Raw genomic sequence first — 14,165 nt, 5'->3', positions numbered from 1 at the left:
GGCTGTCCAGTTGGCGCGAGACGCCGCTCGGGCCGCACGGCTCACTTCGCCGCAGTAAGCCGCTCCAAGTACCCCGCGAACGCGCGCAGATCCGCCTCGGGCCACGCGCTAAGCGCCTCCTGCATCCGCTGCCGCTGCTGCCCGCCGAGGTCGCGCATCCGCTCGCACCCAGCCGCGCTGAGCGAGAGGAACCGCGCTCGGCCGTCAGCGGGGTCCGACGTCATGTCGACGAGGCCCAGGTCGGCGAGCTGGCGGGCCTGGCGGCTGATGGCGCTGCGGTCGACTCCGAGCCGCTCCGCCGCGGCGCCGGAGTGGACCGGGCCGCAGCGCTCGAGCATCCTCAGCAGCCTCAACCCGAAGGGCGGCAGCGCCGGGTCGATCGACGCCGCCGCGTCCCGGACGGCGAGGCGCACCTGGACGGCGAGCACGGTGAGCTGCTCCTCGACCTCGTGCAGCGCCTCGGCCGATGGCGCGGCGGCGGACATCAGAAACGCTCGATCACATCGACGGACCCGGTCGGGACGGCGTGACGAGCGTGCAGGGCGGGCTCCTCCTGCCGCTGCTCGTCGGCGTGCCTACCCCGTCCGACGAGGACGGTCTCGCGACCCTCCTCCGCAGAGACCGCGTCGTCCGTCCGTCGCGCCTGGCCGACGGGACGCAGGGCTGCCTGGCCGTCGGACGCGGCGATCAGCGCATCCTCCGCGGCCTGGAGCGCGGTCGTGGGCTCCGCCGTGAGCTGCACCGCGTTCTTCGAGCCCAGGCTCACATTCGGCAAGAGAATGACGGCGATCAGCGTGACGATCGCGAGCGGGATGCTGAGGAGGAACACGGTGCTGACTCCGATCCCGTAGGCGCTCTCGACCACGATGCGCACGGCGTCGGGAAGGGTTGCCGGCTGCGGGATCGTGCCGCTGCCCAGGGCCTGCGCGGCGAGGACCTGATCAGCCGGCGCGAGGCCCGCGATCCCGGTCGCGATCCGGTCGGCGATCACGGTGCCGAGCATCGAGCCCAGGACCGAGACGCCGACAGTGCCGCCGAGGCTGCGGAAGAAGGTCACCGCGCTCGTCGCGACGCCCAGGTTCTTCACCTCGATCGAGTTCTGCACGACGAGGACGAGATTCTGCATCAGCATGCCCAGGCCCGCGCCGAGCACGGCCATGTAGATACCGACGAGCACGAGATTCGTGTCGTAGCGCAGGGTGCTCAGGAGGGAAGTGCCGATCACGGCGAGCACGCCGCCACTGATCATGATCGCTTTCCACTTGCCGGTGCGCGAGATGATCCCGCCGACGATCGTCGAAGCGATCAGCAGCCCGGCCATCATCGGGATGGTGAGCAGGCCCGACTGGGTCGGCGTCGCTCCGCGCGCGAGCTGCATGTACTGCGCGAGGAACACCGCGACGCCGAACATCGAGACGCCGACCGAGATGCTCGCCACGACGGCGAGACTGAAGGTGCGGTTCCCGAACATTCCCATCGGGATGATCGGCTCGGCCACGGTGAGCTCGGTGATCACGGCCGCGATCAGCAGCACGACGGCCCCGCCGACCATCAGCGCGGTCTCCCACGAGGCCCAACCAAAGTTCTTGCCCGCGAGCGAGACCCAGATCAGCAGGAGCGAGACGCCGCCCGCGATGAGCACGGCGCCGAGGTAATCGATCCGGACCTTCCGCTGGGGGTGAGCGGGCAGGCGGAGAGTCATCTGCAGGAGGATGATCGCGACGATCGCGACGGGCAACGCGATGAAGAAGTTCCAGCGCCAGCCAAACGCGTCCGTCACGACACCGCCCAGCAGCGGGCCGCCGACGGTGCCGATCGCCATGACTGCGCCGAAGAGACCGGCGTACTTGCCACGCTCGCGCGGGCTGATGATGTCGGCCATGATGATCTGGCTCAGCGCGGCGAGTCCGCCGGCGCCCAGGCCCTGGAACACACGAAAGACGATCAGCGTGTTGGTGTCCTGCGAGAAGCCGGCCAGGGCGGAGCCGATGACGAACAGGCCGAGGGCGAGCTGGATCAGCAACTTGCGGTTGAACAGGTCGGCGAACTTTCCCCAGAGCGGGGTCGAGACGGTGGTCGCGAGCAGAGTCGCGGTGACAACCCAGGTGTAGGCGTTCTGATCGCCGTCGAGGTCCGAGATGATCCGGGGCAGCGAGGTCGATACGACCGTGCCCGCAAGGATCGAGACGAACATGCCCAGCAGCAGGCCGCTGAGGGATTCGAGCACCTGGCGGTGCGACATGGCGCCGTCCGGCCCGGCGGGGGCATGCGGCGCGGCGGTTCCGCGCGATGCGGCGCGGTGTTCGGGGTGTGACATGGGCTCCTCTTCAGCACGCGACAGTGCTCGTTGACGGTGCTAGTTGATTTTCATCAACTATTGACCGACCGCAACTATATAGCTGAGCGTCACGAAACGCCAGGGCCACCCCGCTCCCGGTCAGGCACCCTCCCACGCGCGCCTATCCTCGGAAGATGGACAACATCGATCGGAAGATCCTCGATCTGCTGCGCCAGAACTCCCGCGCGGGCTACGGCGACATCGGCGGAGTCGTCGGCCTCTCGGCCTCCGCTGTGAAGCGCCGCGTCGACCGCCTCGTCGCGGACGGCGTCATCCGCGGCTTCACGATCAAGGTCGACCCCGCCGTCGACGGCATGGCCACCGAGGCCTACGTCGAACTCTTCTGCCGCGGCACCGTCGCGCCGGACGAGCTGCGCCGGATCCTCTCCGCGGTCCCCGAGGTCGTCGACGCCGGCACGGTCACCGGATCAGCCGATGCGATCGTGCACATCCGCTCGCGCGACATCCCCAGCCTCGAACTCGCCCTCGAGAAGGTGCGCATCGCGCCGAACGTCGACCACACCCGCTCGGCGATCGTCCTCTCCCGACTCATCCAACGCGGCGAGGAGTGACAGGACCCGCCATTCGCTCGACACCGGCCCACTCCAACTGGTAGACCATATGCGTATGGTACATTGTAGGAGGGTGGGGCATGAGCGGCAGCGAGAAAGCGGGCACGGCGGCCGAGCGGAGAAGGCGCCTCTGGCTGATGGTGCCGATCCTGTTCGTCGGCGTCCTCATTGGCCGCGCCGTCGCGACGGCGGTCGGTGTCGAGGATCCGTGGAACGTCGTCGTGACCGCTGCCGTCGCGGCAGTGCTGACGTTCGTCATCCTCGTCCTCGTCGACACACCGCGCTGACCCCTCCTCCTGGACCGAAATCCGATGGAGGGAACGACGATGGAACGAACGAGAACGAGTACGGCGCTGATCGCCGCCGCGGCCACCCTGCTGGCGGTGCCGCTATTCACGGCTCAGGCCGCGCGCGCTGAGCCGGCGAGCAGCAGGGAAAGCGGCGGTGGGAGCAGCCGAGTCCACCTCGAGGCGCGAGACGGCTCCGCCTCCACGGTGACGTTCGACGACTCCGACACGCGGCCGACCGGGGCCACTGCGTCGCAGGGAACGGGGTGAGCGGCGCGGCGACCGGCGGCCTGATCGGCGCGATCAGCGGTCCGGGAGCGATCGTCGGCGCGACCGGCGGGATGCTGACCGGAATCATCGGCGGCACGATCACCTGCTGAGGTGGCCTGATCGGGCGGGCGCCCCTCCGTGACGGCGGCGCCGCCGATCACCACGAGATCGGCGGCGCCCACGGATTACAAGCCCGAAGAAGAGAAGGACTGCGCCATCTGGGTGAAGAGCGCCACCGACCAGCCGGTCACGATCATGATCGAGACGACCACGACGCCGAGGAAGATCCAAAGTGGGAGCAGTCCACCGCCGGTCACGCGCTTCACGACCACGCTGCGGCCGATCACGTAGACGTACGGCGCCACGAGGAATGCCCACGCCCAGTGGAACGGACGCTGCACGCCCGCCCGCTTCAGCTGGCGCCAGTCGAGGAACGCGAAGACGACCTCCGCGGCGTAGATCAGGAAGCCGATGATCTGGAGCACGCCGAGTCCGACGAGGTAGGCGGTCGACATCCCCATCGAGGACCTGGGCCCATAAGTCGTGGCTGTCATCGAGTCGACGACAGCGCTCGGCGGCAGCAGGAAGATCGAGAGCGCCGAGAGCAGCGGCAGGAGGACGACCACCCAGATCCACGCAGTCGCGGTGACGATACTCGGGTCGCGCTGCTGGGCGGGAGCGCCGGGAGTGGCGGCATAGGCCGGGTACTGGGCCTGCTCACCGGGAGCGGAGGGGACCTGTTGGCCGTACCCCGGCTGGCCGTACGGCTGCTGCGCCTGCTGGCCGTAGCCCGGCTGCGGGTCCGCGGACGCCGGCTGCTGCGGGAACTGCCCTGAGGCCGACTGCCCGTAGCTCGTGCCGACTCCGCTCGAGGTCTCGCCGTAGGCCGGACGCGCGACGGGCGGAGTGGGCGGGACGGGCTGCGACGAGGCCACTTCGGCCGCGGCAGTGGGCGCGGCCGGCGCGGCGCGGAGCGACTCCGTCCACCCGGTCCCGTCCCACCAGCGCTGACGGGACGAGCCCGCCGGGTCCGGGTACCACCCGGCGCGGGGTCCGGAGGCCTCGCCGCCGATGCTCGCGCCCTGGTCCGAGTTGGTCCCGTTGTCGTCGGTCATGACGTCCTCCACATCCCCTCCGGGCGTTCTGCCCGCGATCTCGACCCACCGTAGCGCCGCGGCGCGATGCGCGGCCTGAGGGCCCGCTGATCGAACGCTGTCCGCGGCCGCAGGCACCGGACCCTCACGACCACCAGGATGGACGCATGCCTCACCTCCTCCGCGCCCGCGCCGCCCTCTTCGACATGGACGGGACGCTCGTCGACTCGACAGCCGTCGTCGAAACGATCTGGAGTGCCTTCGCCGAACGCTTCTCTCTCGATCACGACACCGTGCTCGGCGCCGTGCACGGCGTGCGCGCCGCCGACAGCGTCCGTCGCTTCGCTCCCGCGGGCAGCGACGTGGACGCGATCGTCGCCGAGCTCGACGCAGACGAGCTCGAGCACACCGACGGGACTGTCGAGATCCCCGGCGCGAGCGCGTTCCTCGCCTCGCTCCCCCGCGAGCGCGTCGCCCTGGTCACCTCCGCGAGCCCCCCGCTGGCCGCCGGCCGACTGGCCGCGGCGGGCGTCCCCTCCCCGGACACGGTCATCACCGCCCACGACGTTGCGAACGGCAAGCCCGCTCCCGACGGCTACCTCGCCGCCGCGGCCCTGCTCGGCGTCGCCCCCGAGGACGCGCTCGTGTTCGAGGACGCCGAGGCGGGCATCCGCGCGGGGCTCGACGCCGGCATGCGCGTGATCGTCGTCGGGAGCCACGAGAGCGCGAGCACCAGGGGGCTGCCGAGGATCACGAACTACTCCGACGCGCGCGCCGCAGTCGAGTGCGACGACCTCGTCGTCACCCTCGGGGGACCTCGGTAGCGGATCGCGTCGGTCAGTACCGGATCGCGTCGATCACCTTCACCCGCACGGCGACGATCGCCGGAACCAGGCCCGCGAGCGCACCCACCAGGGTCGCGGCGCCGAGTCCGAGCAGCGCCGCCTCGGCCGGGAACGGCGGGATGTCGTTGATGCCGTTCGTGTGCACGAGCGCCACCGTCGACGGGTTGGTGATCAGGATGACCGCGATCGTCACACCGACCACTCCGGCAACCACGGTCGCGACGACGCTCTCCATCATGATCGAGAAGAAGATCCGGCCGGAGGACGCACCGAAGCTGCGCCGAATGCCGATCTCACGGATCCGCTGGCGGACGGTGACCAGAGCGATGTTCAGCAGCCCAAGCGCGCCAAGCGCCAGAACCAGGCCCGCCACCCCGCCGATCACCACGGTCAGCACTCCGAACGGGTCGGAGTCGTCGACCAGGTAGTCCTGGCGGTCGACCGACACCTCGGCGTTCGAGCCGAGTGCTGCCGTCACGTCGCGCTTCACGGCGGCGGCGAGCGGCTGGGCCAGATCGAGCGGCACCCACATCTCGTAGTTCGCTCCACTCTGTTCGCCGCTCTGCGCATCGGCGGCGTGCTCGATCGCCGGGTAGGCGTCGGCGAGCATCATCATCGAGGGCTCCGTCTCCCCCTGCGAGGCGGGAGTGACGCCGACGACCACGCCCGTGGTGGCGCGGGTGGCGCCGAGGAGGGAGACCACCGGATGGCTGCGCAGGTCGGGGCTGCCCAGCCGCTCCCAGAAGCGCTCGTTGACGACCAGCGCTGGGGCGAGGCGCTGGGAGTCGCGCGCAGTGAACCAGTCGCCGTCGATGATCGTCAGTCGATGCATCTTGGCGAACGGCTGGTCGACGGCGCGCACAGCCACATTCACGGCGCCGTCGGTGAACTGGACGCGGGCGGTGCCGTAGGTCGAGCGACTCGCGTAGGTGATCGAGTAGCGCTTGAGCACGCTCGTCCACGCATTCTGTACAGCCGTGGTGTCGACGGGAGCGCTGGTGGTGCCGGCGGGGAAGACGGAGAGGAAGAGGCTGGCTGGCCGCCCACTGGAGCGCTCGGCCTGTTCGATGGTGGCCTGACGGGCGATACCGCCCGCGGCGACGACCGCGGTCAGCGCGGCGACCGCCACCGCGACTCCGATCAGCGAGAGCAGTACCCGGCCGCGGTGGATCCGCAGCTCGGTCCACGCCTCCACAATCGCGCCGACGAGCCCGACGAGCCCCCGCATCAGGACGCCTCCGCCTCGGCGAGAGGCACCGGAGCGGCGCTGAGGCGGCCGTGGTCGAGCCGGTAGTGGCGCTCGGCACGCGCGGCGATGGCGGGGTCGTGGGTGATGGTCACCAGGGCCGAACCGGACTCGCGGGCGATCTCGTCGAGCAGGCCCATCACGCTCTCGCCGGTGTCCGTGTCGAGAGCGCCGGTCGGCTCGTCGGCGAGGATCAACCGCGGCCGGCGCACCAGCGCACGGGCGATCGCAATACGCTGCTGCTCGCCTCCAGACATCCGCCCTGGCATCGAGTCGACGCGGTGCCCGAGGCCGACCCGCTCGAGCATCTCGGCCGCATGCTCGCGGCGGCGCCAGAACTCCGCGCCGGTCGCGTAGAGCAGCGGGGTCATCACGTTCTCGCGGGCAGTCCGCCCCTCGAGCAGAGTGAACTGCTGAAAGATGAAGCCGATGCTGCCGCCGCGGATGCGCGCCCGGGCCCGCGAGGACAGCGTTTGCGTCGGTACACCCTCGAGCAGCATCCGCCCCTCGGTGGGCTCGTCGATGAGCCCGAGGATGTTGAGCAGCGTCGATTTACCCGAGCCACTGCGGCCCACGACCGAGACGTGGTCGCCCTCGCCCACGTCGAGGTCGACCCCGTCGAGGATGATCAGCGGCACAGCGTCGGGCAGCGGGACGACCTTCCGGATGCCCTCGAGCAGGAGGATCGTCACGAGCAGAAGACCGAGCCGTCGGGCTGCGTGATGCAGTCGCCGGCCGACTCGTCGTCGGGGGCGGCGGCGTCCGCGCCCGGGACGAACTGCAGCAGCTCGGTGCCCTCCTCCACTCCGCCGGTGATCTCGACGGAGCTGCCGTCGGTCAGTCCCAGCGTCACCGGAACCTCCTCGGTACTGCCGTCGTCCGCGCGGCGGAAGACCACTCCGGACTGCGCCGTGCCCTCGACCGCGGTCGTCGGCACCACCAGAACGTCCTCGACCTTGCCACCCGTGAGGGTCACGGAGGCGGCGAGCCCCGGAAACACCGTGATCTCGGGTGGCACCTGGCAGGTGAAGCTCGTGGTCGAGTCGGTGGAGGTGCCCCCGCCGCCGGCGGTCCCGCCGCTGGTCGAGCCACCCTCACCCGCACCGGCGAGGGGTGTGCTGATGGTGAGGCCGGTGCAGGTGAAGCCGGCCGGCCCGCGGGTAATCGCGATCTGCGCCTGGGTCGGGCGATTCTGGATGCGATAGAGCTGCTGAGCGTCGATCTTGCCGGTGACGGCGTAGGTGGGCGGCGCGACCTGGCCAGTCACCTCTCCCACGGTGACCGCCTGGTCGTGGATGACGCTGAGGCTGCTCAGCACACCGGCGGCCGCGGCGTAGATCCGCTCGAAGCGCACGGCGGGCTCGGGCTGCGTGACGGTGACGGCACCGTCGGGACCGGTCGTCTGGACCGGGTCGCGCGGAGTCTCGACGCGGATGTCGTAGATGAGGTCGCCTGCTGCGACAGCGGCTCCCTGCCGCACGTAGACATCGTCGACGGTGCCGGCCGCCGTGGCCTTCAGCGGCACAGCGGGGTCAGCGGCGACGGTGCCCTGGAGGGTGAGGTCATTGGTGACCGTGCCGCGTGAGACCGTAACGGTCGGCTCGGTGATCACCCCGGTGGGCCGAGTGGGATCGGCCTCGGCCGCGCCGTCTGGGAAGAACGCGATCTTCACGAGCGCGATGCTCGCCGCGCCAATGATGACCATCCACACGATCGGGAACACCCAACGCCGAACCGCACCCATCTAATCCCTCGTCTGTAGCTTGAGAGCACTCCCCAGCGGCGCACCGGGGGGCAGCCTATCTGCCCTCTCCGACGCGGCAGTCCACTCCGCGTCCGTTGCTCTCACGTCAGCCGGCGAGCGTTGCCACGGCCGAAGCGATGCGGCGCGCCCGCGTCTGCGCGGCCTTGGCACCCTCGACCGCCGTGACGTGGGCCTTGCGCGCACTCGGCGAGAGCGCCGCGAAGCGCTCCGCGACCCCAGCCTCTGCGAGCGCAGTCGCCAGATCCTCCGGCACGAGGACCTCCCGCGGTGCAGTGTCGAGCTCGATCATGACCTCGATCGCGTCGCCGCCGGCGAGCTTCGTTGCTCGGCGCTTCTCGGCCGAGAACGGGATGAGCGCCCGGCCACCCATCACTCCAACCGTGCTGGTGAAGCGGTAGCCGTTCACGCTCACGACGACCGCGGGCCGCTTGCCACCGCCGAGGGACTCGAGGACCTCGGGTGGGACCTCGATGCCCGTGTTGTTGCCGGTCTGGAAGAGCGTCGTCGCAAACTGCACGAGGCGATGATGGCACGGACTCTCGCGTGTCGCACGGTCGATCGTCATACTGACCGGCATGGCCGTCGACTCCCTCTTCGTCAACCTCCCCGTCACCGATCTGAAGCGCTCGAAGGCGTTCTACACGGCGCTCGGCTGGACCTTGAATCCGCTGTTCAGCAACGACGATGCTGCCTGCTTCGTCGCCTCGGAGCACGTATACGCGATGCTCCTCGTGCACCCCTTCTTCTCCACCTTCACCTCGAAGGAGATCATCGACGCGCGCACCCAGGTCCAGGGCCTGTTCGCGGTGAGCGTCGGGAGCCGGGAGGAGGTCGATGAGCTGCTCGCGCAAGGACTCGCGTCCGGCGGCGCGGAGCCGGTGCCAGCCCAGGATCTCGGCTTCATGTACTCGCGCGACCTGGAGGACCCGGACGGCCACATCTGGGAGTTCCTGTACATGGACCCGGCGGCGGCTGAGGCGGGTCCTCCGCAGGGCTGAGCCGCCCGCCGGGTGGCCGTACTGGGTGTGGCCGTACTGGGTGCCCGTACTGGGTGTGGCCGTGCTGCGTGGCTGTGCTCAGCAGGCGCGGGTGTCCGGGTCGCCGAGCGAGGAGCGCACGGCATCGACCGACATCCGTCCCTCCGGGTCGAGCCGGGTGAGCAGGCGCGCCATGATGTCAGCCAGCTGAGGAATCTGCTCGGAGTCGAGCGGGTCGATGACCTCGGCCAGCACGGTCGCCACATGGCCGGGCGCGGTATCGACGATCTTCTGCATCCCCGCATCGGTGAGCACAGCGTTCGTGGCGCGGCCGTCGGAGGCGCAGGGGCGGCGCTCGAGGTAGCCGCGTGCGACGAGGCGGGTCACCACATGCGAGAGCCTCGGCAGGGTGGCGTTGGTGCGGGCCGCAAGCGTGCTCATCCGCAGGGCTCGGTCGGGAGCCTCGGAGAGCATCGCCAGCGTGAGGTATTCGAAGTGGGTGAGTCCGGCGTCGCGCTGGAGCTGAGTGTCCAGGGCCCCCGGCAGCAACTCCACGACCGCGATGAAGCGCAGCCAGGCTCCGAGCTGATCAGGCGCCAGCCACCGTGTCTCGGACGCACTCATCCCCCCACCCTACTCCGCTACTTGCCGCGACAACTAACCGGCCTCGCCCGCGACGGCACAACCACAGCGACAAGCCCAGCCCCGCCGCGCCTCCCGCCTCCCGCCTCCCGCCTCCCGCCTCCGCCCCCAAGGCGAACCGGTGATCCGCGTCCCAGCGGATCGCCGTAGCCGAACGCCCCCCGCTCTGCGAACCGCACCACGTCGACGAGCCGACCGCGCCACGCCCGGCAAGGACGGGCGTGGAAACAAGCTCAGACCACGTCATCGCTCAGGTCAATCGGGGTCCCGAAGCGGTGGTTCGTGATCGAGATCGCCTGTTCGCGGAGGAAGGGCAGCAGTTCGACGCGGCCGGCGGGAGTGACGGGGTCGGCGTAAATCACCGTATCGAGAGCGCCGCCTAGCGCTTCGGCGAGGGCGGTGGCGAGGGGAACGCGGGATCCGTCGGCGCGGGTCAACGGGACGGGTGTTCCGGTGCTGCCGCGGGTCATGCCTGCGACGACGTCGGTGAAAGAGCCGGTCGAGTCGGAGGATCGGCGCACCACGGCCTGCTGTGCGCTCGGTGACGGGGTGCCCGAGCTGGGCTGCGGTCCCGCGTAGCCGTCGACGCGGTCGGAGACGATGTCGCCGATGATACGGACGCGTGTCGCCGTGATACGGCCGGCTGCAGCTCGCTCGAGCCATTGTGCGTCGGTCTCGACGACGATGCGCGGGACGAGGCCGGCCATCTCGGCGAGCTCGTCGCCGCCGAGCATCTCGCGGACTCGCGGGGGCAGCGGGATCGACGTCGAGATGTCCATCCGCGAGCGGGTCAGCAGACCGGCGGTGATGATGCGCAGGAGCTCGCCGAGGTCTCCGCCGTCGGCCAGTCGGAGGGCGATCGGGACGCGGAGGTAGCGGAAAAGATTGCGCTCGACGCCGAGCTTGGAGATATCGGTAACGACTCCGAATTCGGTGGCCCAGGCGAGCTGGTCGGAGAGGGCCGAGCGACGGAGAAGGTCGAACTGCTCGAAGCGGAGCGAGGGCTGGGCCGCCTCGATGAACTGGCGGGCGCGGTCGTCGAGGCCGCGCAGGTGCAGCGTTGAGGAGGAGCGCGCCGGTGAGGGCTTCCAGGAGCCGAGGCCGATGAGGTGGTTGGGCCCGCCGGCTTTCGCGCCGCCGCCGACCGAGGAGCGCTTCCAGCCGCCGAACGGCTGACGCCGGACGATCGCTCCGGTGATGCCGCGATTGACGGAGAGGTTGCCGGCCTCGACGGAGTCGATCCAGAGGGCGAGTTCATCGGCGTGCAGTGAGTGCAGGCCCGCGGTGAGGCCGTAGTCGGTGCCGTTCTGCATGCGGATGGCGTCCTCGAGGGTCGCCGCGTGCATGATCCCGAGCACGGGGCCGAAGAACTCGGTGAGGTGGACGTAGCTGTCCTCGGTGACGCCTTCGCGGACGCCGGGCGACCAGAGCCTGCCGGTCTCGTCGAGGCGGCGCGGCTCGACCAGCCACGACTCGCCTCCGCCGAGGGTCGTGAGCGCGTGCAGCAGCTTGCCGGTGGGCTCCTCGATCAGGGGGCCCATCACCGCCGACGGGTCATCGGGCCGGCCGACGCGCAAGGAGGTGACGGCGTCGACCAGCTGAGCGCGAAACCGCTTCGAGCGGGCGACCGAGCCGACCAGGATCACCAGCGACGCGGCCGAGCACTTCTGGCCCGCGTGCCCGAAGGCGCTGCTGACGATGTCGGCGACGGCGAGGTCGTAGTCGGCGTGGGGCGTCACGATGATGGCGTTCTTGCCGCTCGTCTCGGCCCGCAGGGGGAGGTCGGGCCGCCAGGAGCGGAAGAGCCGGGCTGTCTCGTAGGAGCCGGTGAGCAGGACGCGATCGACGAGGGGATCGGTGATGAGCGCGCGGCCCAGCTCGTCCTCGTCGAGGTCGACGAGGGCGAGGAGCTCGTGCGGGATGCCCGCGTCCCACAGCGCCTCGACCAGTACGGCGGCCGATCGCCGGGCCTGCGGGGCGGGCTTCAGCACGACTCCGGAGCCGGCGGCGAGCGCCGCGAGGATCGAGCCGGCCGGAATCGCGACCGGGACGTTCCACGGCGGCGCGACCACGATCACCCGCTCCGGAACGAACGTCGCTCCGCCGACCGCGTCGAGTTCGCGGGCGCGGGTGGCGTAGTAGTGCGCGAAGTCGATGGCTTCCGAGACTTCGGGGTCGGCCTCGGCGATCGTCTTGCCGGTCTCGGAGGCCATCACCTCGATCAGGCGGTCACGATTGGCGGCGAGGACGAGGCCGGCCCGGTCGAGCACGGCGGCCCGGTCGTAGCCCAGGCGCTCGCCCCAGCGCTCGGCGCGGCGCGACACCGTGCGCAGCACCTCCTGGAGCTGCTCCTGCGTCTGCACGCGGGCGGCATCGGCGGTACTGGATCCGATCGTCGACCCGGGGATGCGCTCTGTGATCAGGCGAGCCCAGCGGCGGTTGCCGGGGAGGGCGGGGTCCGTGTCGGGCTCGTTGTGGAAGCCGGCGGTGGCGGCGGCGGCACCGGACCCACGGCTGAGCCCGAGGACTGCCCGGGTGAGGCCGTCGGCGGCCGGATCCTGCACCCGCTCACCGGCACCCGCGTGCTCCTGCACGAGGCGACGGCCGGAGCCCGAGGACCACTCCCGCAGCCGGTCCTGGCCGCGGTTCGGCGGTGGGACGGAGTCGTCGAGCGCTTCGAGCGAGGTGCGGAACCGGCCGAGTTCGCGCTGCAGCACCTCCTCGTCGTCGAGGCGGAACGCGGCCGAGAGGAAGTTCTCGGGGCTGCTGTTTTCCTCTAACCGGCGGATCAGGTAGGAGATCGCCGCGTCGAACTCGTGCGGGTGCACGACGGGCGTGTAAAGCAGGAGGCGTCCCACGTCCTCGCGGACGGCTCGCGCCTGCCCCGTCGCCATGCCGAGCAGCATCTCGATCTCGACCGCGTCGGTCACGCCGCGCTCGGTCGCGGTGAGCCAGGCCCAGGCGAGGTCGAACAGGTTGTGCCCGGCGACGCCCACGCGCACCGCGTCCGTTCGCTCGGGCCGCAGAGCCCGGTCGAGCAGACGCTTGTAGTTCGTGTCCGCCTCCGTTGTGCTGCCGACGGTCGCGAGCGGCCAGTCGTGCAGGGCCGCGTCGACGCGCTCCATTGCCAGGTTCGCGCCCTTGACCACGCGAACCTTGATCGGCGCCCCGCCACGGGCCCGCCGCTCGCGCGCCCAGTCGGTCAGCTCGTCGAGCACGCGGACGGAGTCGGGCAGGTACGCCTGCAGGACGATGCCCGCTTCGACCTCGAGCATGCCCGGCTGTTCGAGAAGGCGCCGGAACACGGCGACCGTCAGGTCGAGATCGCGATACTCCTCCATATCGAGGGTGATGAAGGTGTGCTCGGCGCCGGAGGCAGCAGCCTGGTAGAGCGGCGTGAGGCGCTCGACGACGCGGTCGATCTCCTCCTCGAAGGCCCACATCGAGAGCTGGCTGACGACACTCGAGACCGTGAGGCTGACGTAGTCGACGTCCGGCCGCTCGAGCAGGCGGAGCGTCCCCTCCAGGCGCCGGCACGCCTCGCGCTCGCCGAGCACCGCCTCGCCGAGCAGGGTGAGGTTCAGCCGGTCCCCACCCTCGCGCAGGGCCGCAACGGCCGCACCCAAACGCGCCTCCGAGGCGTCGACGACGAGGTGGCCGATGAAGTGCCGGAGCATCCGTCTCGCCGCCGGCACGACCGCCCACGGCAGCACCGGTCCCACGGCCCCGCCGGTACTGATCGCGGCGCGCAGAGCGGAGGGGAGGGACGCGGGCGTCTTCGCGGTGAGCGCCGCGAGGTTCTCGGCCGCGACCGACAGGTCTTCTGGCCGGGCCACGCCGTCGACGAAGCCGACAGTGAAATCGAGGCCGTTCGGGTCCTGGAGCACGCCCGCGAGCCGCTGCGCCGCGGCCTCGACCGGGAACTCGGCGCTACGGGCGATCCACCGCCGGACCAGCGACTCGACCCGCTCGAGCATCGAGCGGTCGTCCTCCGACTCCGCCTCGATCACGTCCGCCGGCTCCTCCACGTCCGCCGGCTCGTCGCCCACCTCCTCCGCGCGCCCCGAGGCACCGCCGTCGCCCGGCACGACCGCGTCGTCGGGCTCGCGCTCCGGGTCGCTGCCGGACA

At 70.7% G+C, this 14,165-nt stretch carries 14 protein-coding genes; 5 read left to right on the top strand and 9 right to left on the bottom strand.

From position 1 onward, the window contains the following. Positions 1 to 41: 41 nt before the first annotated feature. Together C1O28_RS00780 and C1O28_RS00775 are read right to left on the bottom strand one after the other, a co-directional pair. Positions 42 to 485, bottom strand: coding sequence for a MarR family winged helix-turn-helix transcriptional regulator (locus tag C1O28_RS00780; protein WP_097166231.1), 444 nt, complete (start codon positions 483 to 485; stop codon positions 42 to 44). Then, positions 485 to 2,242, bottom strand: coding sequence for an MDR family MFS transporter (locus tag C1O28_RS00775; RefSeq protein ID WP_104352024.1), 1,758 nt, complete (start codon positions 2,240 to 2,242; stop codon positions 485 to 487). The genes C1O28_RS00780 and C1O28_RS00775 overlap by 1 nt, the downstream gene beginning before the upstream one ends. A gap of 230 nt (positions 2,243 to 2,472) precedes the next feature. Between C1O28_RS00775 and C1O28_RS00770 the strand changes: the two genes are divergently transcribed. The 3 genes from C1O28_RS00770 (at position 2,473) to C1O28_RS00760 (ending at position 3,467) form a co-directional block, all read left to right on the top strand. After that, complete coding sequence (locus C1O28_RS00770; protein WP_097166230.1) at positions 2,473 to 2,910, top strand: Lrp/AsnC family transcriptional regulator; 438 nt, start codon at positions 2,473 to 2,475, stop codon at positions 2,908 to 2,910. 80 nt (positions 2,911 to 2,990) lie between these two features. Beyond that, entirely contained in the window at positions 2,991 to 3,197 is a 207-nt protein-coding gene (locus C1O28_RS00765) for a hypothetical protein (protein WP_097166229.1), read from the top strand. A gap of 39 nt (positions 3,198 to 3,236) precedes the next feature. After that, positions 3,237 to 3,467, top strand: a complete 231-nt coding sequence (locus tag C1O28_RS00760; RefSeq protein WP_127821385.1) for a hypothetical protein — start codon at positions 3,237 to 3,239, stop codon at positions 3,465 to 3,467. A 185-nt stretch (positions 3,468 to 3,652) separates the two neighbouring features. Here the strand turns inward: C1O28_RS00760 and C1O28_RS00755 are convergent, their stop codons facing one another. Beyond that, complete coding sequence (locus tag C1O28_RS00755) at positions 3,653 to 4,582, bottom strand: DUF2510 domain-containing protein (RefSeq protein WP_127821384.1); 930 nt, start codon at positions 4,580 to 4,582, stop codon at positions 3,653 to 3,655. Positions 4,583 to 4,728: 146 nt separating this feature from the next. Between C1O28_RS00755 and C1O28_RS00750 the strand changes: the two genes are divergently transcribed. Further along, on the top strand, positions 4,729 to 5,385 hold the full coding sequence (locus tag C1O28_RS00750) for an HAD-IA family hydrolase (protein WP_097166226.1): 657 nt from the start codon (positions 4,729 to 4,731) through the stop codon (positions 5,383 to 5,385). A gap of 13 nt (positions 5,386 to 5,398) precedes the next feature. On the opposite strand, the gene C1O28_RS00745 is transcribed toward C1O28_RS00750, so the two are convergent. From C1O28_RS00745 to C1O28_RS00730, 4 genes are all read right to left on the bottom strand, one after another. Continuing rightward, positions 5,399 to 6,634: an ABC transporter permease gene (locus C1O28_RS00745; protein ID WP_097166225.1), complete on the bottom strand. Its 1,236-nt coding sequence runs from the start codon at positions 6,632 to 6,634 to the stop codon at positions 5,399 to 5,401. Further along, positions 6,634 to 7,344: an ABC transporter ATP-binding protein gene (locus tag C1O28_RS00740; protein WP_097166224.1), complete on the bottom strand. Its 711-nt coding sequence runs from the start codon at positions 7,342 to 7,344 to the stop codon at positions 6,634 to 6,636. Before C1O28_RS00740 ends, C1O28_RS00745 begins: the two co-directional genes overlap by 1 nt. Next, a complete protein-coding gene (locus C1O28_RS14955) occupies positions 7,341 to 8,357 on the bottom strand; it encodes an efflux RND transporter periplasmic adaptor subunit (RefSeq protein WP_160487560.1) in 1,017 nt (338 codons plus the stop codon). Before C1O28_RS14955 ends, C1O28_RS00740 begins: the two co-directional genes overlap by 4 nt. A gap of 145 nt (positions 8,358 to 8,502) precedes the next feature. Beyond that, the gene (locus C1O28_RS00730) at positions 8,503 to 8,934 is read right to left on the bottom strand and encodes a YdeI/OmpD-associated family protein (protein WP_097166406.1); all 432 of its coding nucleotides are present in this window, start codon (positions 8,932 to 8,934) and stop codon (positions 8,503 to 8,505) included. A gap of 58 nt (positions 8,935 to 8,992) precedes the next feature. Between C1O28_RS00730 and C1O28_RS00725 the strand changes: the two genes are divergently transcribed. Next, positions 8,993 to 9,415, top strand: coding sequence for a VOC family protein (locus C1O28_RS00725; RefSeq protein ID WP_097166223.1), 423 nt, complete (start codon positions 8,993 to 8,995; stop codon positions 9,413 to 9,415). Between the two features lie 78 nt (positions 9,416 to 9,493). Here the strand turns inward: C1O28_RS00725 and C1O28_RS00720 are convergent, their stop codons facing one another. Together C1O28_RS00720 and C1O28_RS00715 are read right to left on the bottom strand one after the other, a co-directional pair. Further along, positions 9,494 to 10,018, bottom strand: a complete 525-nt coding sequence (locus C1O28_RS00720) for a MarR family winged helix-turn-helix transcriptional regulator (protein ID WP_097166222.1) — start codon at positions 10,016 to 10,018, stop codon at positions 9,494 to 9,496. 251 nt (positions 10,019 to 10,269) lie between these two features. Continuing rightward, positions 10,270 to 14,013, bottom strand: coding sequence for a proline dehydrogenase family protein (locus C1O28_RS00715; RefSeq protein WP_122999649.1), 3,744 nt, complete (start codon positions 14,011 to 14,013; stop codon positions 10,270 to 10,272). Between the last annotated feature and the right edge of the window lie 152 nt (positions 14,014 to 14,165).

The sequence above is a fragment of the Rathayibacter rathayi genome (assembly GCF_004011095.1).
Taxonomy (GTDB): Bacteria; Actinomycetota; Actinomycetes; order Actinomycetales; family Microbacteriaceae; genus Rathayibacter; species Rathayibacter rathayi.
Note: the sequence above shows the minus strand (reverse complement) of the source record. Positions and strands in the feature narration are given on the sequence as shown.